At 41.0% G+C, this 24,792-nt stretch carries 27 protein-coding genes and 1 tRNA gene; 19 read left to right on the plus strand and 9 right to left on the minus strand.

The annotated features are described in order from the left end of the window. Window positions 1-158: 158 nt before the first annotated feature. From ACE01U_RS16210 to ACE01U_RS16230, 5 genes are all read right to left on the minus strand, one after another. The gene (locus ACE01U_RS16210) at window positions 159-944 is read right to left on the minus strand and encodes a thiazole synthase (RefSeq protein ID WP_005400610.1); all 786 of its coding nucleotides are present in this window, start codon (window positions 942-944) and stop codon (window positions 159-161) included. Between the two features lie 12 nt (window positions 945-956). Continuing rightward, a complete protein-coding gene (gene thiS / locus ACE01U_RS16215) occupies window positions 957-1,154 on the minus strand; it encodes a sulfur carrier protein ThiS (protein ID WP_395579962.1) in 198 nt (65 codons plus the stop codon). Between the two features lie 19 nt (window positions 1,155-1,173). Then, entirely contained in the window at window positions 1,174-1,539 is a 366-nt protein-coding gene (locus ACE01U_RS16220) for a DUF423 domain-containing protein (RefSeq protein WP_004982244.1), read from the minus strand. Between the two features lie 130 nt (window positions 1,540-1,669). Continuing rightward, window positions 1,670-2,539 carry an RNA polymerase sigma factor RpoH gene (rpoH, locus tag ACE01U_RS16225; protein ID WP_086208401.1) on the minus strand — a complete coding sequence of 290 codons (870 nt, stop codon included), beginning with the start codon at window positions 2,537-2,539 and terminating at the stop codon, window positions 1,670-1,672. 141 nt (window positions 2,540-2,680) lie between these two features. Next, entirely contained in the window at window positions 2,681-2,914 is a 234-nt protein-coding gene (locus tag ACE01U_RS16230; RefSeq protein WP_151707149.1) for a sulfurtransferase TusA family protein, read from the minus strand. Window positions 2,915-3,305: 391 nt separating this feature from the next. On the opposite strand from ACE01U_RS16230, the gene ACE01U_RS16235 reads away from it, so the two are divergent. Together ACE01U_RS16235 and rhlB are read left to right on the plus strand one after the other, a co-directional pair. Next, on the plus strand, window positions 3,306-3,518 hold the full coding sequence (locus ACE01U_RS16235; protein WP_004648643.1) for a cold-shock protein: 213 nt from the start codon (window positions 3,306-3,308) through the stop codon (window positions 3,516-3,518). A gap of 98 nt (window positions 3,519-3,616) precedes the next feature. Beyond that, window positions 3,617-4,768: an ATP-dependent RNA helicase RhlB gene (gene rhlB, locus ACE01U_RS16240; protein WP_151707150.1), complete on the plus strand. Its 1,152-nt coding sequence runs from the start codon at window positions 3,617-3,619 to the stop codon at window positions 4,766-4,768. 58 nt (window positions 4,769-4,826) lie between these two features. On the opposite strand, the gene ACE01U_RS16245 is transcribed toward rhlB, so the two are convergent. Continuing rightward, window positions 4,827-5,207: a hypothetical protein gene (locus ACE01U_RS16245; protein ID WP_086208398.1), complete on the minus strand. Its 381-nt coding sequence runs from the start codon at window positions 5,205-5,207 to the stop codon at window positions 4,827-4,829. A 236-nt stretch (window positions 5,208-5,443) separates the two neighbouring features. On the opposite strand from ACE01U_RS16245, the gene ACE01U_RS16250 reads away from it, so the two are divergent. From ACE01U_RS16250 to ACE01U_RS16305, 12 genes are all read left to right on the plus strand, one after another. Further along, window positions 5,444-6,019 carry a nitroreductase family protein gene (locus tag ACE01U_RS16250; RefSeq protein ID WP_395579953.1) on the plus strand — a complete coding sequence of 192 codons (576 nt, stop codon included), beginning with the start codon at window positions 5,444-5,446 and terminating at the stop codon, window positions 6,017-6,019. Between the two features lie 23 nt (window positions 6,020-6,042). Continuing rightward, complete coding sequence (locus ACE01U_RS16255; protein ID WP_086208396.1) at window positions 6,043-7,116, plus strand: NAD(P)H-dependent glycerol-3-phosphate dehydrogenase; 1,074 nt, start codon at window positions 6,043-6,045, stop codon at window positions 7,114-7,116. A gap of 102 nt (window positions 7,117-7,218) precedes the next feature. Beyond that, the gene (gene sixA, locus ACE01U_RS16260; RefSeq protein WP_086208395.1) at window positions 7,219-7,674 is read left to right on the plus strand and encodes a phosphohistidine phosphatase SixA; all 456 of its coding nucleotides are present in this window, start codon (window positions 7,219-7,221) and stop codon (window positions 7,672-7,674) included. A gap of 29 nt (window positions 7,675-7,703) precedes the next feature. Then, window positions 7,704-8,843: a type II secretion system protein GspL gene (gene gspL, locus ACE01U_RS16265; protein ID WP_395579954.1), complete on the plus strand. Its 1,140-nt coding sequence runs from the start codon at window positions 7,704-7,706 to the stop codon at window positions 8,841-8,843. Further along, window positions 8,843-9,322: a type II secretion system protein M gene (locus ACE01U_RS16270; protein ID WP_395579955.1), complete on the plus strand. Its 480-nt coding sequence runs from the start codon at window positions 8,843-8,845 to the stop codon at window positions 9,320-9,322. The genes gspL and ACE01U_RS16270 overlap by 1 nt, the downstream gene beginning before the upstream one ends. Before the next feature lie 90 nt (window positions 9,323-9,412). Further along, window positions 9,413-10,423, plus strand: a complete 1,011-nt coding sequence (locus ACE01U_RS16275) for a quinone-dependent dihydroorotate dehydrogenase (RefSeq protein WP_086208392.1) — start codon at window positions 9,413-9,415, stop codon at window positions 10,421-10,423. Then, window positions 10,420-11,004 carry a CvpA family protein gene (locus tag ACE01U_RS16280; protein WP_086208391.1) on the plus strand — a complete coding sequence of 195 codons (585 nt, stop codon included), beginning with the start codon at window positions 10,420-10,422 and terminating at the stop codon, window positions 11,002-11,004. Before ACE01U_RS16275 ends, ACE01U_RS16280 begins: the two co-directional genes overlap by 4 nt. 24 nt (window positions 11,005-11,028) lie before the next feature. Continuing rightward, on the plus strand, window positions 11,029-12,564 hold the full coding sequence (gene purF, locus ACE01U_RS16285; protein WP_086208390.1) for an amidophosphoribosyltransferase: 1,536 nt from the start codon (window positions 11,029-11,031) through the stop codon (window positions 12,562-12,564). 87 nt (window positions 12,565-12,651) lie between these two features. Further along, window positions 12,652-14,538 (plus strand): M48 family metalloprotease, encoded by a 1,887-nt coding sequence (locus ACE01U_RS16290; RefSeq protein ID WP_213033317.1) that lies wholly within the window; start codon window positions 12,652-12,654, stop codon window positions 14,536-14,538. A 121-nt stretch (window positions 14,539-14,659) separates the two neighbouring features. Next, complete coding sequence (locus ACE01U_RS16295; protein ID WP_395579956.1) at window positions 14,660-15,325, plus strand: hypothetical protein; 666 nt, start codon at window positions 14,660-14,662, stop codon at window positions 15,323-15,325. Between the two features lie 2 nt (window positions 15,326-15,327). After that, window positions 15,328-16,296: a 2-hydroxyacid dehydrogenase gene (locus ACE01U_RS16300; protein WP_395579957.1), complete on the plus strand. Its 969-nt coding sequence runs from the start codon at window positions 15,328-15,330 to the stop codon at window positions 16,294-16,296. A gap of 84 nt (window positions 16,297-16,380) precedes the next feature. After that, on the plus strand, window positions 16,381-17,820 hold the full coding sequence (locus ACE01U_RS16305) for a M48 family metalloprotease (RefSeq protein ID WP_395579958.1): 1,440 nt from the start codon (window positions 16,381-16,383) through the stop codon (window positions 17,818-17,820). 168 nt (window positions 17,821-17,988) lie between these two features. Here ACE01U_RS16305 and ACE01U_RS16310 read toward each other — a convergent pair whose 3' ends face one another. Next, a complete protein-coding gene (locus tag ACE01U_RS16310; RefSeq protein ID WP_004982206.1) occupies window positions 17,989-18,435 on the minus strand; it encodes a GatB/YqeY domain-containing protein in 447 nt (148 codons plus the stop codon). A 33-nt stretch (window positions 18,436-18,468) separates the two neighbouring features. Then, window positions 18,469-18,684 (minus strand): 30S ribosomal protein S21, encoded by a 216-nt coding sequence (gene rpsU, locus ACE01U_RS16315; protein ID WP_001136722.1) that lies wholly within the window; start codon window positions 18,682-18,684, stop codon window positions 18,469-18,471. 146 nt (window positions 18,685-18,830) lie between these two features. On the opposite strand from rpsU, the gene tsaD reads away from it, so the two are divergent. Together tsaD and ACE01U_RS16325 are read left to right on the plus strand one after the other, a co-directional pair. Beyond that, complete coding sequence (tsaD, locus tag ACE01U_RS16320) at window positions 18,831-19,847, plus strand: tRNA (adenosine(37)-N6)-threonylcarbamoyltransferase complex transferase subunit TsaD (protein ID WP_395579959.1); 1,017 nt, start codon at window positions 18,831-18,833, stop codon at window positions 19,845-19,847. Window positions 19,848-20,434: 587 nt separating this feature from the next. Next, window positions 20,435-21,103: an isochorismatase family protein gene (locus ACE01U_RS16325; protein WP_395579960.1), complete on the plus strand. Its 669-nt coding sequence runs from the start codon at window positions 20,435-20,437 to the stop codon at window positions 21,101-21,103. A 93-nt stretch (window positions 21,104-21,196) separates the two neighbouring features. Here the strand turns inward: ACE01U_RS16325 and ACE01U_RS16330 are convergent, their stop codons facing one another. Further along, a complete protein-coding gene (locus ACE01U_RS16330; RefSeq protein ID WP_110975291.1) occupies window positions 21,197-22,069 on the minus strand; it encodes an ATP-binding protein in 873 nt (290 codons plus the stop codon). A 202-nt stretch (window positions 22,070-22,271) separates the two neighbouring features. On the opposite strand from ACE01U_RS16330, the gene ACE01U_RS16335 reads away from it, so the two are divergent. From ACE01U_RS16335 to ACE01U_RS16345, 3 genes are all read left to right on the plus strand, one after another. After that, a complete protein-coding gene (locus tag ACE01U_RS16335) occupies window positions 22,272-23,783 on the plus strand; it encodes a DUF3336 domain-containing protein (RefSeq protein ID WP_110975292.1) in 1,512 nt (503 codons plus the stop codon). Continuing rightward, a complete protein-coding gene (locus ACE01U_RS16340; protein ID WP_395579961.1) occupies window positions 23,758-24,582 on the plus strand; it encodes a protein kinase domain-containing protein in 825 nt (274 codons plus the stop codon). The genes ACE01U_RS16335 and ACE01U_RS16340 overlap by 26 nt, the downstream gene beginning before the upstream one ends. 107 nt (window positions 24,583-24,689) lie before the next feature. After that, window positions 24,690-24,774, plus strand: a tRNA-Leu gene (locus ACE01U_RS16345). Window positions 24,775-24,792: the final 18 nt, after the last annotated feature.

Below are 24,792 nucleotides of genomic sequence, written 5' to 3' on the forward strand. Positions count from 1 at the left end.
AGTATTCTGATGTGACAAAACCTGAATCCTTGTAGTTGAAGTGTTTGTTCGCACTTATATTTTAACTACTTTGGACTCAGGTTTTTTTATTTAACTCTAACTATGGGACAGCAGTGCTCCGAAGAATCCTTTTTGATTGCTTAACACGGATCAAGAGATTATTTAAAGAAATAACCTGTTTCTGGTGAGCTTGCATTCGCCATACGTTTGCGAGGCATACGACCTGCGAGGAACGCTTCTCGACCCGCTTCAACAGCTTTTTTCATTGCAGAAGCCATTAAAATTGGATGTTGAGCGGCAGCAATCGCGGTATTCATCAACACACCATCACAGCCAAGTTCCATGGCAATGGCTGCATCGCTTGCAGTTCCCACACCTGCATCCACCAACACAGGCACTTTGGCATTTTCTTTAATGATAGAAATCGTGTGTGGATTTAAAATCCCTAGACCCGAACCAATCAAACTGCCTAAAGGCATGATGGCAACACAGCCCATGCTTTCAAGCTCTTGCGCCACAATAGGGTCATCTGAAGTATAGACCATGATTTCAAAACCATCGTCAATCAAGGTACGTGCCGCTTTCAATGTTTCGGTAATGTTTGGATACAGCGTTTTTTCATCGCCCAATACTTCAAGCTTGACCAAGTTATGACCGTCTAATAACTCACGCGCTAACATACAGGTACGCACGGCACTATTGGCATCAAAACAGCCTGCTGTATTCGGGAGAATCGTGTATTTTTCAGGTGGGACCACGGACAATAGGTTTGGTTGATCGGGATGCTGACCAATATTGACGCGACGAATTGCAACAGTCACGATTTCTGCGCCACTGGCTTGAATGGCCAAATCGGTTTCTTGCAGGTCCTTATATTTACCTGTGCCCACCAGTAGACGAGATTGAAATGATCTAGAACCAATGATGAGAGGGCTGTCTTGCATGTGAACTCCGTATTAACCGCCACCGACGGCATGAATAATTTCAATTCGATCCATTGCACAAATTGGGGTGTGTTCCAATTTACTTTTACTAATAATGTTTTCATTTTGCTCAACAGCAAAACGTTTGCCTTCAAGTGCAAAGGTTTGCACCAGCTCAAGCAGGGTTTTACATTCGGTATGATGTAGTTCGCCGTTTAAATAAATCTGCATTGTGCTCATCTCTAGTTGTTTACTTGGCATATTTCATGGCATTCCATGCCAGAACCAACCAACCTGCAATCATCAATGCGCCACCAATCGGGGTAATTGCACCTAGGCCACGCGGTAAGCCCAATGCCATGACATACAGGGAACCACAGAAAAAGAAGATGCCGACTTGGATCAGTAAAAAGCTGGTTTTGATGGGAAGTTGCGGGATGACTTTGGCCAAAATGCCAAGCGCCAGTAAACCAAGCGCATGATAAAAAAAATAATCAGTTGCCGTTTGCCACCAAGCCAATTGAGCTTCAGTAGCACGTGCTTTGAGACCATGTGCGCCAAAGGCACCTAATATAACGGCAAACGCTAAATTTAGCGCTGAAATCGCAATCCACATAGGCAATGCTTTACTTATATCACTGTGCGCAACAAAGTAGCATATTTTGAAGACAGGTTAAAAGACAAAAAGCCTCATTTATTTACAAAAAAGAAAAGGGCATTTCGCCCTTTTCTATATCTATATCAACTTAGTTCGATGACATTGCCACTTTAATTTTTTCCATGGCATTTTTTTCTAACTGACGAATACGTTCCGCTGAAACATTATATTCAGCAGCCAGTTCGTGTAAGGTCGATTTTTCATCATCTAACCAACGACGCTGTAAAATATTTCGAGAACGGTCATCCAATTGCTCCATGGCATCATGCAGGGCATTGGTGCTTTGTTCTTCGTAGTCGTCCTCTTCTGCTAAACGAGCAGGATCATAACGGTTATCTTCAAGATACAAAGCGGGCGCAACGTGAGTTGATCCTTCATCGTCATCCTCCCCTTGAGCTTCAAATGCCGCATCATAGGCAGTCAAACGACCTTCCATTTCCAACACCTGTTCTGGTGTGACATTCAGATCATTTGCAATGGATTGAGCTTCTTGTAAAGTCAACTTCTTAGACGATTTTTTCAGACTACGTAAATTAAAAAACAGTTTACGCTGTGCCTTGGTGGTCGCAATTTTGACAATACGCCAGTTACGGATCACATATTCGTGAATTTCGGCTTTAATCCAGTGTACTGCAAAAGAGACCAAGCGTACGCCCATGTTCGGGTCGAAACGTTTAACGGCTTTCATTAAGCCCAAGTTACCTTCTTGAATAAGGTCACCTTGAGGTAAGCCATAGCCTGCATAACTGCGGGCAATATGAACCACAAAACGCAAATGCGACATGACTAGAAGTTTAGCTGCATCGAGGTCTTGGTCATAATAGTAGCGTTCAGCTAGCTCTTTTTCTTGTTCCGCTGTCAAAATCGGGATTTGGTTGACAGTACTAATATAAGCACCCAAGTTTACACCTGGTGCTGATAATGACAGGGGCATCAATTGATTGCTGCTGTCACTCATGTGTTCTCCTTAGGGATTTTCATTTTTACCCACTCATTGAGTTTTATCTTAATCCAAACTTCCAGCGAATAATGGAAAATTGGGTATAGAAATGTAAACTTTTATGCAAAATGTGAATACAGTTAGTGTAATCGAAAAGAATTAAGATTCAATGAAGTAGTGAAATTCATGCGCATTAATTTGTTTCAAAACGCAAGATAAATGATGGATTTCGCAATACCGTGTAACATCGGCTTGACTGTGTGGATCAGACGATTTTAGCAGCAAATGTTGATGAGTGCTCTTTTTGAGTGCGCGTTTAAGCAACAACAGAGGCATAGGGCAAGGTTGTCCCATTGCATCAATAATGTTGATATTTTGTTCAATATTACTCATATAGTTAGGCTAAGTTTTACAACATTTAGGCGGATAGAAATATTAGCAAATTCAGTGCCAAAACCCAACTATTTCATATTTTATAGGCCGATAGTCGCTATATCAAAAATTACAAATAACTAGTTAAAAAATATGCTGAATTAAAAAAGACGATTAATCAAAAAAAGGGTATGAATTGTTTTTAACCCATGTTAAGCTCGTCGCGTACTGGGATTTAATACAACTATAAATTGTTTTAACGCCTATTTTACAAATGGATGTAACCGGGATTTTGTTAATAGTTATACAGAATGATTACAAGCTTAGAAATAATAAATATTTTTAAACCTTGTTTGGTCTGCTGTTTGCAACACCGGGTGGTCCTTCTTTTAAATACAATGAGGATTAACTTATGACAGCTCGTGAACAAGGCGTAGTTAAATGGTTCAACGACACTAAAGGCTTCGGCTTTATCCAACGCAATGGCGGTGACGATGTATTCGTTCATTTCCGTGCTATCCAAGGCGACGGCCACCGTTCACTTCGTGACGGCCAACGCGTTGAATTCAGCGTTGTAAAAGGTCAAAAAGGCTTCCAAGCTGAAGAAGTACAACCTTTAGACTAATCGTCTGATAGTACTTAAAAACGCCCCAATGTAAATTGGGGCGTTTTTTGTTTATAATACGATTCGATTTTCGTGATTTTCCGTCAGAGCGCACATATATGTCATCAGGTTTTGAAACCTTAAATTTACATCCTCAACTGAAACAAGCCATTGATGCTTTAGGTTTTAAGGATATGACGCCTATTCAGCAAAAGGTTTTAAAATTCACTTTGGCAGGACATGATGCAATTGGTCGTGCACAAACAGGAACAGGGAAGACGGCTGCATTTTTAGTGAGCGTAATTAACGATTTGCTAAATAACCCGATTCAAGACCAACGTTATCGTGGTGAACCACGTGCTTTAATTTTGGCACCTACGCGAGAGCTTGCACTACAAATTGAAAGTGATGCCAAAGAACTCACGAAATTCTCCGATTTAAATGTCGTGACTTTGTTGGGTGGTGTTGATTTTGATAAACAAAAAGCACAACTTGATAAAAAACCAGTCGATATTATGGTTGCAACTCCTGGTCGTCTGATTGACTTTGTTGAGCAAAAAGAAGTCTGGCTCGACCAAATTGAGTTTTTGGTTATTGATGAAGCCGATCGCTTATTGGATATGGGCTTTATTCCTTCAGTCAAACGTATTGTCCGTTTCTCACCGCGCAAGGAACAACGTCAGACTTTGATGTTCTCTGCAACGTTTAGTTACGATGTTTTAAACCTTGCACAGCAATGGTTGTTTGAACCTGTAACTGTTGAAATTGAGCCAGAAAAGAAAACCAATGCCGATGTTGAGCAACGTGTGTACATGGTCGCAAAATCTGATAAATATAAATTGCTACAAGACATTCTACGCGATGAGCCCATTGAAAAAGTTATGATTTTCGCCAATCGTCGTGATCAAGTGCGTAAGCTGTATGACAACTTAAAGCGTGATGGCTATAAAGTAGTGATGTTGTCTGGTGAAATTGCACAAGACAAACGTTTGAAAATGTTAGATCAATTTAAAAATGGTCAACATAATATTATGATCGCAACTGATGTTGCGGGTCGTGGTATCCATGTAGATGGTGTATCGCATGTGGTGAATTTCACCTTACCTGAACAGTCGGATGACTATGTACACCGTATTGGTCGTACAGGTCGTGCAGGTACGCGTGGTGTGAGTATCAGTTTCTTATCTGAAGATGATGCGTTCTATCTACCAGAAATTGAAAAAGCCATTGGGCAAAAACTACCACTGACACGTTTAGACGGCTATTGCTAATCGTTTGAAGTGATTGGTATAAGAAACCGCTCAGATGAGCGGTTTTTTTATGGCATCTTTATTTTGCTTTACATGAGAAAGTTAAAACAGTTTGGTAGTCACTGTCTTGGTTAATGCCTGAATTTGTACCCGAAATAGAACCCAGTACAGATGCGGCTGCTTGAATCATTTTTCCAGTTTCGTCACTCACTACGCCTTTTAAAGCACCTTGATATTCAGTTTTTTCATCACTCACAATCGCTGTTGCTTTAGAACCACAAGTTTTCGCTGCTGCTTCAATTGCATTATTTTTTGAAATGAGTGCTGTTTTACCAATCCCTGTAACTTCGTATTGATTATCTGCTTTTTGTATAGCGAGAGAGTTACTTGGCGTTGATGCACAAGCACTCAGAAGAAGTATCACAGCAGCTGTTCCAGCCATAACGATATTTTTTTTCATTTTCGTAGCCCAGTTGTGTTTAATAAATGAATGGTTGTATTTGAACATAGCTTTTAGAGTCTAAGGTGAAAGAAATGTACGAAAAATATGGTCTTTTCGATACATTTCTATAAGATTTTTGGATTTTAAAAATAAGTTTTGCTGAAAATGGTTATTTCATAACGAAGCGCTAGAGCAAACTTTTCAGAGTATGCTAATCTAAAACGTATTTTTTAATTTGAAAGATTAAGCACCCAATGACGGAACTCGAAGTAGATATCGTTCATCAAAATATGCATCAACGTCAATCGCTTGGACATTTAGTCGAACCTGCACCGAATGCGGAACAATTAGAACGGGCCTTTCAAGCTGCCTTGACTGCACCTGACCACCATCGTTTAAAACCGACTCGTTTTATTGTAATCGCTGAAGATCAGCGTGAGGCATTTGGTGAGCTTTTGTCACAGGCCTTGGCAGATTTAGGTGAAACGGAAGTGGCACAGTTGGATCGGGTCAAAAATCATCCTTTTCGTGCGCCTTTATTGGTATTGGCTTTAACCAAGTTTCAACAACACCCGAAAGTCCCTTATTTTGAGCAGACTTTAAGTAGTGGTGCTGCGATTCAAAACTTTATTTTGTCATTACAGGCGCAAGGCTTTTCAAGTATATGGCGTAGTGGAGCAGTGGTGGAATCGGAATATTTAAAAAAAGCTTTAGGCCTCACCGCAGATGATTTGATTTCAGGTATTTTATACATTGGTACAGCATTTAAAGCGATTCCTCCACGTGCTGAGATTCAAACCCAAGATTATGTAAGTTATTGGAATCAATAGTTCCGTTTTAGGATATAAAAATAATGTCAGAGTTAAAGTTTTCAGATTTGGTTGAACCTGTAGCAGTGAATCAAAAAACAGCACTACGTATTACGGTTTTGGGCGGTGGTAGTTTTGGTACTGCTATGGCAAATACGGCTGTTCGTAATGGTTGCGATACCATGATTTGGATTCGTGATGAAGCCGTTGCGGCGGATATCAATGCGACGCATGTGAATAAACGCTATTTGCCTGATTTTAAATTGGAAGATGGTTTGCGTGCAGTTTCAAATATAGAAGAGGCGGTTCGTGATCGCGACATTATTTTAGTGGCGATTCCAAGTCATTCTTTTCGTGATGTCCTCAAACAAATCAAACCGTTTATTACTTCGCAAGCGGTGGTGTCTTTGACCAAAGGTATCGAAGCCAATACCTTTAGTTTTATGAGTGATATTATTCGTTCTGAGTTACCTGAAGTGCCTTATGGGGTATTGTCTGGTCCAAATTTGGCCAAGGAAATTGTTGCGGGGCAACCAGCCGGAACAGTGATTGCAAGCGAGTCCGAGCTAGTGCGATATGCAGTGCAACAAGCGTTACATAGTGCATTATTTCGTGTTTTTGCTAGTGATGATGTGCATGGGGTCGAACTGGGCGGTGCGCTTAAAAATATTTATGCTGTTGCAATGGGTATGGCGGCAGCCTATAAAGTCGGTGAAAATACCAAGAGTATGATTTTGACACGTGCTTTAGCTGAAATGAGCCGTTTTGCTGTCAAGTTAGGGGCAAACCCACTCACTTTCTTGGGCTTGTCTGGTGTGGGGGATTTATTTGCAACCTGTAGCAGTCCACTCAGTCGCAATTATCAAGTAGGGTTTGCATTGGGGCAGGGCAAGAGTTTGGAACAGGCAACCACTGAACTCGGACAAACGGCAGAAGGGATCAATACCATTGTGCAAGTGAAAGCGCGTTCCGAAGAGTTGGATGTGTATATGCCGATTACTAGCGCGTTATACAGTGTGATATTTGAAAATGCACCGCCAATGACAATTGCGCTTTCATTGATGAAAAATGGACATCGAAGTGATGTGGAATTCGTTTTACCACATCATGAAGTTTAAAATGATAGAAAAAGGCTGATAAAATGGACTGTTGAATGTCCAAAGTGACAGTATTGTCATAAAAATTAATTAAAATAATCAGGATTTGAATAAGGATTTTTTATGCAACTGACTTTAGTTCGTCATGGTGAAGCTGCGCCACCGATGATGGGGAATGATAGCAAGCGACCATTGACGGAAAGAGGGCATGCACAAGCTGAACAGACTGCTGACTTTTTAAAGTCACGTATTCAACCAGATGTATTTGTCGTGAGCCCTTTGTTACGAGCACAGGAAACCTTGGCGCACATTAAACAGCATTTTGCTGATGTGCCTGTCGTGGTGTGTAATACTATTAAACCCGATGACGATGCTAAGGCTGCGGTTGAGTGGTTGTCACATTTACCCTATGAGTCTATTGTTGTGGTATGTCATATGAATGTGGTGGCACATATAGCATCTATTTTGGTAACAGAATCATTTAACCCTTATGCTTTGGCAGAAGTTCGTATTTATGAGCAAGCAGTCATTGCAGAGGGCTTGTCGACACAAACAAAAGCATTTATACCTAGTATATAAAAAATAATTCAAACGGCAGAATATAATACATGTTGCAAATTTGGATGCCCGAAGCCGATGGAACATGGCACTGGTCTACAGGGGAAAGATGGCAAACTGCTTATACACTTGAGCAATTGATCCAAGATATACAAGCTCATCATGGTGAGGAAGCAACCGTTTTCTTTCCAAGTCGAGATGTGCAAATGATTCAGCAAAACATACCTAAGGCTCAATACAAACAATTGGGTGCTGAAGGGGTGAGATATTTGCTCGAAGAATATGTGCTGAGCTCAATTGACCAGATGAAGGTTCTACACCACTTTCAAGCGCCTGAGCAGTTAACGGTATTAGGTATTGCAAATCATCGCTTAGAAACATTGCAACATGCACTTAGCTTAATTCCTGTGAAATTGGTGAGTCTATTACCAGACTTTTTGATTCTGCCAGAACCGACAGCAGAACAGGTTATACTGGGCTGTATTGAAGAACGCTTGTTATTTCGTTCTAATACATGGTTGGGTGGCTCGATTGATGATCTTTCGGTGTTCTTAGATTATCAAGTACCTGAGCAAAAATATAAAATTTGTAATTTTACTGCTTCACACATGCACAGTCTAAGTGCCCGTGTGACACAGGAGCAGCTAGAGTCTTTTCACTATGAGTGGGTTGCCTTGCCAAGAGCAAAGCAACATCCGTGGAATGTGTTACCTAAAGTTAAAGAGCAGAGCAGCTCAGGAGGTTACTGGAAAGCCTGTGCTGCGGTCTTGGTTGCATTGATTGTGACGCAACTCGCTTATGATACAACTCGTTGGTATCAAAACAAAAAAATAGCAGACCAAGTTGCGGTTCAAGCTGTCGATCAATTTAAGTATTGGTTTGGTGCGAATTATCCTGTGACCGAGCAAACGTTACGAAGTCAGTTTGAATACCAGCTAAAAATGAATAAACAAGCTGATGCACAAGCTTTATCTTTGCTTAGTCGAGTTGGTCCTGTATTGATGCAACAGCAAATTGTGGCCAATCAGGTGGTATATGAAGCGAATACTTTGAATATGCAATTGAAGGCAAATTCGGCAGATGCTTTGCAAGCACTTACTCAGCAACTGAACCAACAAGGTTTTCAGGTTGAATTAGGCAATATCCAGCCGACTACGGGTGGGGCCATTGGAATGGTGAAAATACAATAATGAAAGCCATGCAAAATTTACAAACAGTTTTCGATCAGCGTTTAGAGGCAATCGGTGTTTATTTTGACCGTCTTACACCGCGCGACCGTATATTGGCTATCTTCTTGGTCGTTTTCGTCTTGGTGAGCTCGATAGGGGCTACACTTTGGTATACCCATGCTGCGGCAGAGAAACAGCAAAAACGCGTGAATCAGCTCAAGGAAACCATGACATGGATGCAGAGCAATGCAGTCACCATGAAGTCAAGTTCTGATGGGCAATTAACACCGATGGAGCAAATACAGCGTATCGCCCAGCAGCAAGGCTTATCGGTTACTTCACAGCAAAATGCTGAACAAATTCAGTTGGTCGTGAGCCACCAGAACTATGTGATTTTGGCCAATTTTCTGACGCAGTTAATACAAAATGGTTTGAGTATTGAAAAGATGGAATTGGTCTCAGATGCAGGGCAGATTAAATTATCGGCGAGCGTGAAATAATCGCTAAAAATAAAGCCAGACGAGGCATGGTGTTTTAGCTAGGCTATGCCTATAATATGGCGACTTAAAAAGCAGTAGACTTTTGCAGATATGTTGTATTCTCTTGCCCGCCCTTTGTTGTTTACTTTAGCACCAGAGCGTGCACATGAGCTAACATTATCGCTATTGAAATTGACACATAAAGTTGGCTTAATGCGTCAAAATATAGCGGCTAAACCGGTGACATGTATGGGCATCGAATTCCCTAATCCTGTGGGTTTAGCTGCTGGCCTAGATAAAAATGGTGCTTATATTGACGCACTGGCAGGTTTAGGTTTTGGTTTTATTGAGATTGGTACCATTACCCCACGTCCTCAGGCAGGGAATCCTTTGCCACGTTTGTTCCGTGTTCCGCAAGCCAAAGCTATTATTAACCGTATGGGTTTTAACAATGATGGCGTGGACCAACTGATTGAAAATGTCAAAGCAGCAAAATTTAAAGGTGTTCTGGGCATTAATATTGGTAAAAATGCCGATACTCCAGTTGAAAAAGCAGTAGATGACTATTTGATTTGTTTAGAAAAAGTCTATAACTATGCCTCTTATATTACGGTCAATATTTCCTCTCCAAACACTAAAAACCTACGTAGTCTACAAAGCGGCGATGCGCTGACAGAACTATTAGAAACATTGAAAAAACGTCAACTGGAACTCGCAGAAGAGCAACAACATTATGTGCCTTTGGTGCTTAAAGTTGCTCCAGATTTGGAAGCGGAAGATATTCAGTTTATTGCGAAACAATTGCTTCAGTTTAAAATTGATGGCCTGATCGTGACCAATACGACTTTATCACGCGAGGGTGTGGAAAACTTACCGTTTGGTGATGAAGCAGGTGGTTTGTCTGGTGCACCTGTATTTGAAAAAAGTACAGCGTGTTTAAAAGCGTTTGCTGATGCTTTGAAGGGTCAAATTCCGTTGATTGGTGTGGGTGGAATTTTATCGGGTGAGCAGGCTGTTGCAAAACAAAATGCAGGTGCAAGCCTTGTACAAGTTTATAGTGGCCTCATCTATACAGGGCCAACTTTAATTCAAGACTGCGTCGCCGCACTGAAAACAACATGAATGCCATTGATATCTTCATATTGATTATATTGCTCATTGGAGGGCTTAACGGTTTGCGTCAAGGATTTGTCAAAGCCTTTGCGAACTTGATAGGATGGATTCTAGCACTGATTTTAGGTGCGAAATTTGCAACTGTCCTAGCACCTTCGATGGTCTCACTCAGTGAAGATCCAGTGGTTCAAAAAATTGCAGCTTTTGCATTTATTGTATTGGTTATTGTTGTTTTGACGTGGTTCGTCACGGCATTACTCAACAACATCTTAAAGAGCTTAAAACTCGGACCTTTGAATCGTTTAGCCGGTGGTGCGTTTGGTTCTTTAAAAGGGTTGTTAATTGTTCTGATTACGATGCAAGGTGTAGGATCTTGGGTAGAAACGTCTCCATATTGGAAACAATCCAAGTTTGTACAAACACTTTTGCCTTACGCGCCTTTTGCGATGCAGCTTTCAAAAGAAGCGGCCAATGAGGCTATGTCACATATCAAGTCTGAAGATGCACATGTATCTTCAGATTCTTCACCTAAAATTTCCTCGAAAAATGCTGAGGGGCAGGGTGAGTCAACAAATAATCCTTTTTATTAATCCTAGCTTGTCTGCGAGGTTGCTATGTGTGGAGTAGTTGGTATAGCTGGTAAATCAGCTGTTAACCAAATGTTGTTTGATGCATTAACGATGTTACAACATCGTGGGCAAGATGCAGCTGGGATAGTAACCTGCCACGAAGGTCGTTTATTTTTACGTAAAGACAATGGCATGGTTCGCGATGTGTTCCATACTCGCCATATGCGTGCATTACAAGGTAATTACGGTATTGGCCATGTACGTTATCCTACGGCGGGTTCATCGAGTAGCGCTGAAGCGCAGCCCTTCTATGTGAACTCGCCTTATGGGATCACGTTAGCGCATAATGGTAACTTAACCAATGCTGAAGAAATTCATGATGATCTGTTCAAAACAGACTTACGTCATATGAATACAGATTCAGACTCGGAAGTGCTGTTAAACGTGTTTGCACACGAGCTACAAAAACGCGGTAAATTGATGCCTACGGCAGACGATATTTTCCACGTAGTTAGCAAAGTACATCAGCGTTGTAAAGGTGGTTATGCTGTAGTTGCGATGCTTACAGGCCACGGTTTAGTGGGTTTTCGTGATCCAAATGGTATTCGTCCACTCATTTATGGCTCGCGGGAAACTGATGCTGGGATGGAATACATCATTGCATCTGAATCAGTTGCTATTACGGCGCTTGGCTTTAAGGTTGAGCGTGATATTGCCCCAGGTGAAGCGATCTTTATCGACTCGAAAGGTCAGATGTTTACTAAGCAATGTGCTGAAGCGCCTGAATATCGTCCATGTATTTTTGAATACGTGTACTTTGCTCGTCCAGATGCAATCATTGATGGTATTTCAGTCTACAAAGCACGTTTAAAAATGGGCGAAAAACTTGCTCAGAAAATCCTGACGGAGTGGAGTGAAGAGCATGACATTGATGTGGTGATTCCAATTCCTGATACTTCACGTACTTCAGCGCTTGAACTTGCAAATATGTTAGGCGTGAAGTTCCGCGAAGGCTTTATGAAGAACCGTTATATTGGCCGTACCTTCATTATGCCAGGTCAGCAACTACGTAAAAAATCAGTGCGTCAAAAGCTCAACCCTGTTGAACTAGAGTTCCAAGGTAAAAATGTACTGTTGGTAGATGACTCAATTGTACGTGGTACCACGTGTAACGAAATTATCCAAATGGCACGTGATGCGGGTGCGAAAAAAGTTTTCTTTGCTTCTGCTGCACCAATGGTGAAATATCCAAACGTCTATGGTATTGATATGCCTGCGAAAGATGAGCTCATTGCATCAGATCGCAGTGTGGAAGAAATTCGTGAAATTATTGGTGCTGATCGTTTGATTTTCCAAGATTTGGAAGACTTAAAAGCGGCTGTGCGTACCAGTAAAGTACCTGATTTGAAAGAGTTTGATTGCTCTGTATTTGATGGTAAATATGTTGCAGGCGGTATTGATGAAGCATATTTAAATGAATTACAAGCGAAACGCCGAGAAACATCGAAGAAAAAAGACAGTTATATTGACGTCAATATTGATGCAGCTTCTGTTGATTTGACGGGTGTAAAAGAAGTCTAAGCGATTTAGCGTGGAGAAAAGCGGGAGTTTCCCGCTTTTTTCATTTATGATGGATTTGATTAGGCAATGTAAGAAAAGGGATTTACATTGAAAGGTGTAAGTTATTCAATCATAAAGAATAAAAATATGTTGTGGTCTGCGAGTATTTGTATGCTTGCAGTGCTCTTGTCATTGTTTATTTTAAATACGGTGGTTGGTCTTCTCGTTTTTTACTTTGACCCGAGCCAAAGTATTTTTTGGCACAGCTTGAGTGTTTACTTAATTGGTGTATTGCTCCTCATAATGGGCTATTCAGTTGTTTATGAATTGTATGTGTTTCGCTCAGGGGGACATAGTTTAGCAAAGCAACTGCGTGCACGACGTTTAAGTTTGATTGAAAGCACGCCTGAAGAAAGTATTGCGCTGAAAATTACTGAAAAATTAGCAGATACTTTTTTAATAGAAACCCCTGCGATCTATGTTTTGCCTGATGAAGTAGGGGTCAATGCATTGACTGCGGGTTTTGAGCCGAAAAATATTGCAATTATTATAACATGGGGTGCCTTACAAAACCTCGATGAGCTTGAGCTAACTGGTCTGCTAAATCATGAATTTAACCAAATTCTATCAGGTGAAACAGCAGAAAATACACGTCTGAAAATTCTATATAGTGCCTTAACCACCTTTAGTCAGTGGGGCAGTAAAATTGCTAAATTGGGCTTTTCAACTCATCATAAAAAGTCACAAGGTTTTGAGACGACATTTGTTGCAACAGGTGGCGTAATTTGGTTGGTGGGCAGTTTAGGTGTATTGGTCACACGTTGTATAAAGTTTTTGACCTTGGGCGGGCGAACTCTAAAAAATGACATGAAAACGCGCCGCCTGATGCAAAACGATGCCAATATTCAAACACTAATGCGGATTTATGTGCATCATGCAGGCTCGCAAATTCATAGTGAATATTCGGAGTCGATTGCACATATGTGTTTTGCTAACTCTTTAAGCGCTCAGAGCTGGATGAATATTCATCCAAGTATTGAAGAGCGTATTTATGAAATGAATCCGAATTTGGTACAAGATATACAACTCGAAAATTTAGAGAAATTACGTAATCGTCCTTTGTTTGGCTTGTTTCGGTCCTTAGAGGAGCAATATACTGACTTTCAAGCACCGTGGACGTCCCCACAACCTTTACCTTTGCTACGACTATCCCCCATTAGTTTTGCGATTAAAGATGCGATTAAACCATTGAACCCTGAAGTACGTGCACATATTGAACGTCCAGAGTTGATTCAGCGTGCGTTACAGACTGCAACAGGTTCGCGAGAATTAATGGTCGCGATTCTCATGATTCGCCAGTTTCGTGAATTTATCCCTGCTGAAGCGGAAGTCAGTCGTGCCATTGTTGACTCACTATTAAATCTTGATGGACGTGTGCACATTTCTATTTTCCATGAGGCCTGTCTAAATATTGGGGGAATGCCTGCCACGATTGCACGTCAGTTTTTACTGAAACTGGCGAGAATTATTCAAGAGGATGGGGAAATCGGTCTTTTGGATGCTTTGTTGCTAGAACGGGTTAAATTTGAATTGAATCTATTGCCTGTGCATACGCCAGCCGCACTGGATGAAGTTAAACCGCAGATTGTGCGCTTGATTGATGCGCTGTTGCATGTACAGCAAATCAATAGTGAAACACAGTTGGAAGTACGTGAGAAAATTTTACGTCGGGTTCTGACCCTTCAAGAGTTGGAGCAATATGCAGAAATTTCAGATGAGCCGATTGATTTGGCAGAAATTTTAAATGATATGGCTGGGCTTCTACTCCGAGATCGTTTAAGCATTTTGGGGGTGGCTGAAATTTGTTTGTGGAATGACCGCATCATTACTCAAGATGAGCAAGATGTTTTGGAGTTGCTCTATTGGCGTCTTGGTTTTGATAGTGAAGAGATCGTTGAGCAAATGCAGAAGAAAAACCGCTTGATGATTGTTTAGTAGATTGGAGACTTATGGGGGGCAGTATTTGCCTATTGAGTATGCAATACCGTGTGAAAAGCAAAGCATCTCTGGGCATTTGTCGTTAGAATAAGCATTGATCGGTAGGTGAAGTAAAAAGATGATCGGGCATCAGCGTGAGGTTTTGGCAGGTTTAGGAATTGATTTATGGGTTCCGCGATCACTGCCGTCTCAACAAAATGTTGCACCTTCGATTTGGAGAGATCAAAACAGTGCGGAACGTATTTCTGAAATTATTGTGCCTCAGGTTCAACCCAATGCAGAAATAACCATTGAACGTCCGCTGATTCAAAAAAAGAATCCGCATCCAACGCCATCTGCTGAAATTGTAACACAGCCGATCCAACAAGAAGTTGTTACAGCGATCAAAGAAGAGATTGTCCGAGAGACAATGCATGTTGATGCTTTTCAGTTACAGGCGATTACCTTGGCGCATTGTGCTTTGGTCATAGATGCTTCTTCATTGAGTGCCGAGCAGCAACAACTTTGGCAAAATATCGTACAAGCTTTACCTGCGCAAAAGTATGCGTTGAATTGGCCATTCCCTTTGCTTAATTTACAAGATGGGCGTGGCGTGCAAAGTTATATCCAAGGTTTCTTTGATGGTTTAAGTCAGGGTAAGACAGTCATTGCACTGGGTGCCATACCAAATGCTAATGGTGTAAAATTCACACAAGTAGCAAGTTTGCAAGAAATGTTGGATCAGTCTTTGTTGAAAAAAGAGCTGTGGCAAATGATGCGAGTAAAACAACCCTATACGGAATAGATATGAAGCAAAAAGTCGTTGTTTTTAGTCAAATTGATACAGAAGTATTGGAGCGCCTAAAGCAGCGTTATCACGTGATGGTCATCAACCCGAAAGAGGGTGATGTTAATATGCAAATCCGTGAGCAAGTTGCGGATGCGGATGGCATGATTGGCGCAGGGCGCGTACTCAATCAAAATAACCTAGAAACTGCGAAACAGCTCAAAATTATATCTAGTGTCAGTGTTGGTTATGATAACTATGACTTGAGCTATCTTAATCAAGCAAAAGTTTGGCTGAGCCATACGCCACATGTGTTAACCAATGCGACAGCAGATTTGGCTTTTACTCTATTGATGAGTGCAGCACGTCAAGTGCCCTATTTAGATCAGTGGACCAAAACTGGACAATGGCTAAGAACCGTAGGTCAAGCACAGTTTGGTCAAGAAATTTTTGGACAAAACTTGGGAATTATTGGCTTGGGGAATATTGGTGCTGCGATAGCACGTCGAGGTTTTCATGGTTTTAACATGAATATTTTATATCATGGTCGTCATGAAAAATTAGAATTAGCACAAGCCTTAAATGCGCGTTTCTGTGGGTTGGATGAGCTGCTGGTGCAGTCTGACTTTGTGGTGGTAGCCGTTGATTTGAATGCACATACCAAGCATTTGATTGATGCTAAAGCCTTTGAGAAAATGAAACCGCATGCGGTTTTTGTCAATGTTTCTCGCGGTGCGGTGGTGGATGAGCAAGCACTGATTCAAGCATTAGAACAAAAGCAAATTTTTGCAGCAGGTCTGGATGTCTATGATAAAGAGCCTTTGCAAGATTCTGGTCTGTTTCAATTACCGAATGTCGTCACTTTGCCACATATTGGCTCTGCAACAGAAGTAACTCGTAAAAAGATGGCAGAATTAGCGTATCAAAACTTAGTAAAAGCTTTGGATGGAGATCAGCCACAATATCTGGTGAACCCTGAATTTAAATAAAAAATTGATAACACTTCATTGCATTTTCATTCAATTATCAATGTTATAGTGATTTTATTCCTTTAAACAAAGTTGGGGTGAGGGTTGAAACGTTTTCTGTGTGCATACAGTTTAAGTCTAATTTCGACTGTTGGTTTTGCAGAAAATCAATTCTCAACAACTGCGCCCCAATTCAATGTACCTGAAATTGGTTCAGGTATAGGTTTTATTGACCAATATAACGAGCGTTATATTGGAGAGAAAGTCTATCGTGAAGTGCACCGTCAGCTTCCAGTTATGCAAAACACTTGGTTGGAAGATCAATTGTTGAAGGCTTTTTCCAATATTTTGAGTCAAACTCAACTTGGACAGCCGATCGGTCTGGTTGTGATAGATGATCCACAAATTAATGCTTTTGCAGTCCCAGGTGGTTTGTTTGCATTAAATGCAGGCTTGATCACCAATGCCAATAATATGGACGAAGTGGCAGGTGTTATGGCGCATGAGATTGCGCACGTCACACAGCGCCACTACAGTCGTTCACAGGAAGCATTTAAGGGGCAGGGCTTACTTGCTTTGGCCGGTATTTTGGTGGGTGCTTTGGTTGCTTCAAAAGCAGATGGAGATGTGGGTTCTGCCGTGATGGTGGGTACACAGGCTGCAATGATGGACAAGCAGTTGTCCTATAGCCGGAACCAAGAGCGTGAAGCTGACCGTATAGGTATGCAATATATGTATGGTGCGGGTTATAACCCGCAGAGTATGGCTGACTTTTTTGAAGTGATGCATCGTGCGACTAGTCGAGTGAGCTTTTTGCCTGACTTTTGGCTCACACATCCACTGACAACGGAACGAATGAGTGAAGCGAGGCTCAGAGCAAATCAGCTGCCTAAAGTGAAGTCTTCTTGGCGTGATGAAGACTTTGAAATCCTAAAGTTATACACCTTGGTCGCTTCCAATCAAGCCACAGAGCAGCAATTACAGACGTTGGTAAACCAGAACAGTTATGCAGCAGAGCTAGCTTTGGCTAGTTTTTATGTGAAACAGGGTGATTATAAGCTTGCTCAACAAGTATTAGATCAAGCAAAGTCGCATCAAAGATTACATAATTTGCAAACCTTGATTCAGGCTGATATTTTACTTGGGCAAAATCGGGTGAATGAGGCTTTAGCAGTGATCCAATCACCTGCGAGTATCATGCCTGAAAATCGTGCTTTAAATTATAAGTTAGCGGAAGTGTATATTCAGCAAAAACGACCTGAACTGGCACAACCTGTGTTAAATCGGTTCCTAAATACCAATCCTAGAGATGTAAGTGCATGGCGCCTGATGCAACAAGCAGCGAGCTTAGATAAGCAATCTCCAATGCATACTGTTAATGTTTTGCGGTACCGGGCTGAGGTACAATTTTGGTCGGGCTTTGAGGAAGAGGGAATTAAGTCACTATTGCATGCGCAGCGTTTAGCGAAAGATAATGAGTCGATGTCTGCAACAATTAAAATGCGTTTAACGCAAATGCAGAAAGATCGACAATTTAGAGCTTAATCCAAACTGAGCTGAAAAGTAGTGTGTTGAACGGGGGGAATTAGAGATTGATAATGGTTTGAAAAATAAAAAAGAGAGAAGATTTGAGAGAATTATTTTTATGACAAGTAAACTTTGAACTGCCTTTTTAAGGGTCAGTTCAACGTAATGGATTTAAAGATTTTTAAATTAAGCCAGTTTTGCTTTAATTTTAGCTGAAACTTGAGAAGGATCGGCGCGCCCGGCTATGAGCGGACGCAGAGAATTCATCACCTTACCCATATCTTTCATGCTAGTAGCTTCTTGCGCTGCAATCGTTTGCGCAATCATGGAATCAAGTTCTTCCTCAGTCATAGCCTCTGGTAGAAATTGAGATAAAACCTCAAGTTCGGCTTGTTCCTTACTAGCTAAATCTTCTCGACCAGCACCTTCAAAGGCTTTGATCGATTCTTTACGTTGTTTAATTTGTTTTTCAATGACCGCAAGAACTTGAGCGTCGTCAAGTTCTTTGCGCTCATCGACTTCGATTTGCTTAATTGCTGCCTGTAGACCACGAATTACCGTTAACTTATCCATTTCTTTAGCACGCATAGTGGCTTTCAAAACTTCAGTTATTTGGCTTTTTAAAGTAGTCATTATTTAGTCCAGACAGTCAATCACAAATTAATCTTAGTAAAGGCGAGTAGTACGTACTGATTCACGCGCCAATTTCTTTTGGTAGCGTTTAACAGCAGCAGCTTTTTTGCGCTTACGTTCTTGAGTTGGTTTCTCGTAGAATTCGCGCTTACGAACGTCAGCCAAAACACCCGCTTTTTCGCATGAACGCTTGAAACGACGGATAGCTACGTCTACTGGTTCGCCTTCTTTCAATTTAACTTGTGGCATGAAGAATCCTCATTAAGTTATGGATAAGATCAGGGCGATATTGCCCATGATCACAAGTGAAGGTCGGTATTTTACTCATTTACATCTCATACCACAAGTCTATAATGGTTCATGCAATAGATTTGATACAGGTTATAGGCAGTTTAATGATCGTTTTAGGCTTAGAAACATCTTGTGATGAAACAGGACTTGCCCTTTATGACAGCGAGTTGGGTTTGCGTGGGCAAGTGCTGTACAGCCAAATTAAACTGCATGCAGAGTATGGTGGTGTAGTGCCTGAGTTGGCTTCACGCGATCATGTACGTAAAATTATTCCCCTCATAAATCAGTTGCTTGAGGAAAGTGGGGTGCATAAATCTGAAATAGATGCTGTAGCCTATACACGTGGTCCAGGGTTGATGGGCGCACTCATGACAGGTGCATTATTTGGTCGGACTTTGGCTTTTGCCTTAAATAAACCTGCAATTGGCGTACACCATATGGAAGGACATATGTTGGCTCCGCTTTTATCAGCGACACCACCTGAATTTCCTTTTGTGGCACTTTTGGTTTCAGGTGGGCATTCTCAGCTCATGGCCGCTTATGGTATTGGTCAATACGAGCTTTTAGGCGAATCTATTGATGATGCCGCTGGTGAAGCTTTTGATAAAGTGGCGAAAATGATGGGTTTACCTTATCCAGGTGGCCCGAATATTTCAAAACTGGCTGAGCAAGGCGACCCGAATGCTTTTGCTTTCCCGCGTCCAATGTTGCATCAGGGGTTAGAGTTTTCATTTAGTGGTTTAAAAACAGCCGTATCTGTGCAAATGAAAAAATTAGGTGATGAAAACCGAGATGCAGATATTGCGGCGAGTTTCCAAGAAGCCATCGTGGATACTTTAGTGAAAAAATCAGTCAAAGCACTGAAACAAACAGGTTTAAAGCGTTTAGTGATTGCTGGTGGTGTCAGTGCCAATAAACGTTTACGGGAACGTTTGGAGGCAGATTTAACCAAGGTTCGCGCTCAAGTCTATTATGCGGAGCCTGCACTGTGTACAGATAATGGGGCCATGATTGCTTTCGCGGGCTATCAGCGCTTAAAAGCAGGGCAGCAAGATGGACTTGCAGTAACCACTACGCCGCGTTGGCCGATGACGGAACTCACCAACCCAAGTGAAGTTTAAAGATTTCATTGAAACACTTAAAAGCCCAATTTGTTTTATTGGGCTTTTTTATTTGTTTCAATAAAGTGGATCTAACCGAATGAGGTATATAAATAGGTTGTGTGAACTTTGGCTCATGTTGGGCTTGGCTGAAATAAAAGGGTTGGTCTTGTTTGGAATATGTATCTTGCCTTGACTTATGCGCTTGGATTTGACTCGTGCTAATGGTATTTGCGTATAGAGCACATGATTATTGATTTTAAGGAAGAATATTGAAGTCACGTGGTTTCTAAAGTGATTTGTAAATCTATTTTTCAAAGGTCTTGGCTGGTATTAAATAAATAATTTACAACAATTTAATTTGAATTTACTGTTTAATGAAATTGGTCGGGGTTTATCCAAATTGACTGGAAAAATTACAAGAGAGAACATGAATGTTCTTTCTGAAGGGAGTTTTATTGATTAGTTTATATAAAAGACAGATATAGTTATTTTAAATAAATAGGTCATCATTTTTATAACTTTTAATGATATGTCCATCTGTCTTAGGAACTTCCATTGCAACAATGGGGGTACACAATTAGAAGAAAATATTAGAGGTGTTTATCATGACAGCAACTAATGGAATGTTAGATCCAGATGATTCAGTTATTTTATTGATAGATCATCAAAGTGGACTTTTTAATACAGTACGGGATTTGCCTGTACCTGATTTACGAAATTATGTCATTGCAATTGCAAAAGCAGCAACATTGTTAAATATCCCAGTGATTACTACTGCCTCTGTGCCAGACGGCCCAAATGGGCCTTTAATCCCTGAAATCCACCATTTTGCACCCCATGCAGTTTATGTTCCTCGTACTGGACAAATTAATACATGGGATAATCCACGCTTTGTTGATGAAATTAAGAAAACAGGCAGAAAAACTTTGATTATTGCGGGAACCCTGACCAGTGTATGTATGACATTCCCAGCAGTAAGTGCACGTAAGGAAGGCTATAATGTGTATTGTGTTGTAGATGCTTCTGGTAATTGGAATAAGATGGCGACGGATACATCAATTGCTCGTGTTACCCAAGCTGGTGCGATTCCAACTGATACTTTCGCCATTGTGGCTGAGTTAATGCGCACTTGGAACCGTCCAGAAGGTTCTCGTTTTGCTGAAATTATTTCTGAACATATCTGCCCAGAATATAAGTGTTTAATGGAAAGTTATACAAAAGCGCAAGCAGTTGCGAAAGATGGACCCGAAACGAACTTAGACAAGTATCAATAAACTGAAATTAAACTTAGTTTTTTCTAGCAACTAGATTACAGCACCCCAAATGTTATATAGATTTTTGGGGTGTTGTTGATTTAAACAAAAATATTAAATTTGTTTGAGTTGCTGTGAACCAATCCAATGTTTAGAGAACTGATACGCTGCACGTCCAGAGCGCTGACCACGCGCCTGACACCAACGCAATGCCTCAGCACGTACCATGTCATCCATGCTGATCTGAGCTTTTGATAAGTAATGCTGTACGATTTCTAAATACAAGTTTTGATCCATTGGATAAAAAGACAGCCACAATCCAAAACGATCAGAGAGTGAAATTTTTTCTTCAATCGCTTCTTGTGGATGTAGTTCGTTATATTGTGGTACATCGACACGAGTTACAGGTGTATTTTCATGCATAAACTCGGGTAATAAATGACGACGGTTACTGGTGGCATAAATAATAAAATTACTAGAACCAGACTGCAGAGATCCATCCAGCACACTTTTTAAGCTGCGATAGTTTTCATCTTCTGCGTTAAAAGCTAAGTCATCGCAATATACAATAAATTTTTCAGGACGTTCTGCGATGAGCTTTTGAATCTCAGGTAGTTCAGATAAATCATCACGTTCAATTTCAATCAGTCTTAACCCTTGCTCTGCATATTCCGTTAATAAAGCCCGCACAATAGAGGATTTTCCTGTACCACGAGAGCCTGTGAGCAGGACGTCATTGGCAGGTAAACCATTGAGAAATTGTTCAGTATTTTGTAAAACTTTCTCTTTTTGGCGCTCAATCCCTTTTAAGTCATTCAATTCGATACGCTTGAGTTGATGAATGGCTTTTAATTCACCATTTTGCCATTTAAATGCAATCGCCGAGAAATCAGGTGCTTGTTTAACTTCGGGAAGGCTTTGCTGTAGCTGTTGGAGTACAGTCGATAGTGTTTCTAAGATATTGTTGGGTAGGTCAAGAGTTGCCATGATCAATCAGTTTATAATTACACTTGGAATTGATATTAACACCCGATTTAGGTACATCAAACCCTTAAAATGGCACTAATTTGCCAATTTTAGGCTTGAAATGGCAATTGTAATACTCCCATAATTTACACATAGTCGTTAGACTAACTCTGGCAATGTTAATGATGTTTTAGGAAAATAAAAAAAGTGGGTGAGGACAAATATGTTGTTTAAAGATTTCACACGGGAAATCAACCCGCACCAAGCCTATCGCATTAAAAAACTAAAGCAGCAGTTAGCACAGGCGGAAAATTATACTGAGTGGAAAAATATTGCGCTGAAGATTGATGAGGAATCAGGGGCGCAAGAGTGGAAGTATGATAACTGTTCACCTTATTTTGATGCAGAAGTGATTACCCATCGCTTAGGATTGTTGAAACGCTATCGCCAACAAAAACGAACGACTGATCTAATGTACCTTCTGCGTGAAGGTTTAAGCTATGATATTGCCAATATTGCTCATCCTATGCTGTTCACAGCAACTTATGTGGGCACCAAAAAAATTATTGAAGACTATATTGATGAAGTCAGCCTAGGTTTAGCATTTGTGGCATCTACGGATTGCCAATGTTTAGATAAACAACAAAAAATTGAATTTTTTCAACATTGCCAAAAAGCCTTTGGACAACCTGCACTGATGTTTTCAGGTGGTGCAACCTTGGGGTTATTTCATACAGGTGTATGTAAGGCTTTGCTTGAACAAGATCTGATGCCAAAAGTACTGTCTGGTTCGAGTGCTGGAGCCATCATGACAGCGATGCTAGGACGGGCAACGCCTGTTGAAATGCTCGGTATTTTAAATGGTGAAAACTTCTTTACCGATGCTTTTCAATTTCGGGGTTTTCGCGAAGTTTTAAAAGGCAATGGTGGTTTGGCTGATGTAAAGCATTTGAAAAGCTTTTTGATCGCGAACTTAGGTGATGTGACTTTTGAAGAGGCTTTTAAGCAGTCAGGTCTATACAACAATGTCGCGGTTGCACCTTATGATGCCTCACAAAATGCACGCATCATGAATACTTTTACTTCACCGGATTTATTGGTGTGGAGTGCTGTCTTAGCGTCCTGTGCTGTGCCAATTTTGTTCCCACCCGTCAAACTGACCAGTAAGCGACATGATGGTTTATATACGCCCTATATGTCTTCTACGCGCTGGGTGGATGGTAGTGTGCGTAGTGATTTCCCTCAGGAAAAGATGGCGCGTTTATACAATTTAAATTACACAATTGCCAGTCAAGTCAATCCACATGTCGTGCCCTTTATGCAGTCGGATGAAGCACGTTTCCGTAAAGACATGCTGAGCTGGCCTGAGCGTATTGTACGTCGGCAGGGTAAAGTAATTAGTAAAGGTGTCATGGACTTTGCCCGCGAACGTGTAGGTAATATCCCGCCGATCCGTCGTTTACTGGACCATGGCTATGGTGTGGTTGATCAGCGTTATTATGGCGATGTAAATATTGTGGGAAAATATGGTCTACGCCATTATAGTTATATGTTACAAAATCCACGCCCACATCTGTTTAAGCTCCTACAACGTGAAGGCGAACGTGCAACTTGGCCTAAAATTTCAATGATTGAGACACATGCCCGTGTCGGTAAAACAATTCAGCATTGTTTGGAAGTCTTAACTGAGTTGAATACGGCAGAAATGAATGAATCCGAATTCTTGGCAGTTTGATCGTCAAGAATTGAACACGTTCGAGTTGTCGCTTCATACTCCGACTCAGCGTTTGAGTTGGGGGAGACGACTTTATCGCTTTGAAGTTGCAGGGCAGGGGTATTGGTTAAAGTTTCAATTGGCATCCAGTTATTCCGTACTTATTGATGGTTTTAATGCAGAGTTCAGCTTTTATCAGCATGCGCTTGCGATGTCGCCACAACCAACGTTTTTGCCTGAAGTACAAATTCTTGAAAATTTTGAGTTTCATTCAGAGCAGGTGAGTGCTGCGCTTATTTTAAAAGACCTGCCGCCTTTACTTGTAAGAGATCCGCGTCAGTTAAGTTGTGATCATGTCATTCATATCATCTTCAAAATGTTGAATGCTGTAGAAGAATTACATCAGATGGACTGGATTCATGCTGACTTAAAACCTGCACATTTTTTATTGGCAGGTTCGACATGTAAATTGATTGATTTTGAGCAAAGTCAAACAATTGGTGGAACTGGACATCAACAAACTATAACTGCAACGCCACGCTATATGGCACCAGAGTTATTTCATGGTGAAGCAAAGACAGTACAAACTGATCTTTACGCACTGGGCATTATTTTACTTGAGTGGCTGAGCCAAAGCCGTTTACAGGCGCAAAGTTATCAAGATTGGGCCTATTTACATTGTCAGTCATTAGACATAGATATTCCACAAGGTTTTCAATGTTTTAATGCACTTTTAACGGGGCTTTTGACCAAGCAAAAAAGTCAAAGACTTCAGAATATCATGGACGCAAAACGATGCTTAATGACTGAAATTGAATGAGAAAAAGCCAAGTATAAGGTTTTTGTTTCTTATTTAATCAAATGAGTGGGTATTTCTTAAAAATCGCTTGTCATGCGAAAATGATCCCTATAGTATACACAGCCATTGGGGACGTGGCGAAATTGGTAGACGCACTGGATTTAGGTTCCAGCGCCGCAAGGTGTGAGAGTTCGAGTCTCTCCGTCCCCACCATAAATCATTTGAATTAAG

This window comes from Acinetobacter halobius (assembly GCF_044130335.1).
GTDB lineage: Bacteria > Pseudomonadota > Gammaproteobacteria > Pseudomonadales > Moraxellaceae > Acinetobacter.

Bases quoted from the DNA above. Each gene is read 5' to 3' on its own strand.
- ACE01U_RS16210 (WP_005400610.1), bottom strand. From the start codon at position 944: ATGCAAGACAGCCCTCTCATCATTGGTTCTAGATCATTTCAATCTCGT.
- thiS (WP_395579962.1), bottom strand. From the start codon at position 1,154: ATGCAGATTTATTTAAACGGCGAACTACATCATACCGAATGTAAAACC.
- ACE01U_RS16220 (WP_004982244.1), bottom strand. From the start codon at position 1,539: ATGTGGATTGCGATTTCAGCGCTAAATTTAGCGTTTGCCGTTATATTA.
- rpoH (WP_086208401.1), bottom strand. From the start codon at position 2,539: ATGAGTGACAGCAGCAATCAATTGATGCCCCTGTCATTATCAGCACCA.
- ACE01U_RS16230 (WP_151707149.1), bottom strand. From the start codon at position 2,914: ATGAGTAATATTGAACAAAATATCAACATTATTGATGCAATGGGACAA.
- ACE01U_RS16235 (WP_004648643.1), top strand. From the start codon at position 3,306: ATGACAGCTCGTGAACAAGGCGTAGTTAAATGGTTCAACGACACTAAA.
- rhlB (WP_151707150.1), top strand. From the start codon at position 3,617: ATGTCATCAGGTTTTGAAACCTTAAATTTACATCCTCAACTGAAACAA.
- ACE01U_RS16245 (WP_086208398.1), bottom strand. From the start codon at position 5,207: ATGAAAAAAAATATCGTTATGGCTGGAACAGCTGCTGTGATACTTCTT.
- ACE01U_RS16250 (WP_395579953.1), top strand. From the start codon at position 5,444: ATGACGGAACTCGAAGTAGATATCGTTCATCAAAATATGCATCAACGT.
- ACE01U_RS16255 (WP_086208396.1), top strand. From the start codon at position 6,043: ATGTCAGAGTTAAAGTTTTCAGATTTGGTTGAACCTGTAGCAGTGAAT.
- sixA (WP_086208395.1), top strand. From the start codon at position 7,219: ATGCAACTGACTTTAGTTCGTCATGGTGAAGCTGCGCCACCGATGATG.
- gspL (WP_395579954.1), top strand. From the start codon at position 7,704: ATGTTGCAAATTTGGATGCCCGAAGCCGATGGAACATGGCACTGGTCT.
- ACE01U_RS16270 (WP_395579955.1), top strand. From the start codon at position 8,843: ATGAAAGCCATGCAAAATTTACAAACAGTTTTCGATCAGCGTTTAGAG.
- ACE01U_RS16275 (WP_086208392.1), top strand. From the start codon at position 9,413: ATGTTGTATTCTCTTGCCCGCCCTTTGTTGTTTACTTTAGCACCAGAG.
- ACE01U_RS16280 (WP_086208391.1), top strand. From the start codon at position 10,420: ATGAATGCCATTGATATCTTCATATTGATTATATTGCTCATTGGAGGG.
- purF (WP_086208390.1), top strand. From the start codon at position 11,029: ATGTGTGGAGTAGTTGGTATAGCTGGTAAATCAGCTGTTAACCAAATG.
- ACE01U_RS16295 (WP_395579956.1), top strand. From the start codon at position 14,660: ATGATCGGGCATCAGCGTGAGGTTTTGGCAGGTTTAGGAATTGATTTA.
- ACE01U_RS16300 (WP_395579957.1), top strand. From the start codon at position 15,328: ATGAAGCAAAAAGTCGTTGTTTTTAGTCAAATTGATACAGAAGTATTG.
- ACE01U_RS16310 (WP_004982206.1), bottom strand. From the start codon at position 18,435: ATGACTACTTTAAAAAGCCAAATAACTGAAGTTTTGAAAGCCACTATG.
- rpsU (WP_001136722.1), bottom strand. From the start codon at position 18,684: ATGCCACAAGTTAAATTGAAAGAAGGCGAACCAGTAGACGTAGCTATC.
- tsaD (WP_395579959.1), top strand. From the start codon at position 18,831: ATGATCGTTTTAGGCTTAGAAACATCTTGTGATGAAACAGGACTTGCC.
- ACE01U_RS16325 (WP_395579960.1), top strand. From the start codon at position 20,435: ATGACAGCAACTAATGGAATGTTAGATCCAGATGATTCAGTTATTTTA.
- ACE01U_RS16330 (WP_110975291.1), bottom strand. From the start codon at position 22,069: ATGGCAACTCTTGACCTACCCAACAATATCTTAGAAACACTATCGACT.
- ACE01U_RS16335 (WP_110975292.1), top strand. From the start codon at position 22,272: ATGTTGTTTAAAGATTTCACACGGGAAATCAACCCGCACCAAGCCTAT.
- ACE01U_RS16340 (WP_395579961.1), top strand. From the start codon at position 23,758: ATGAATCCGAATTCTTGGCAGTTTGATCGTCAAGAATTGAACACGTTC.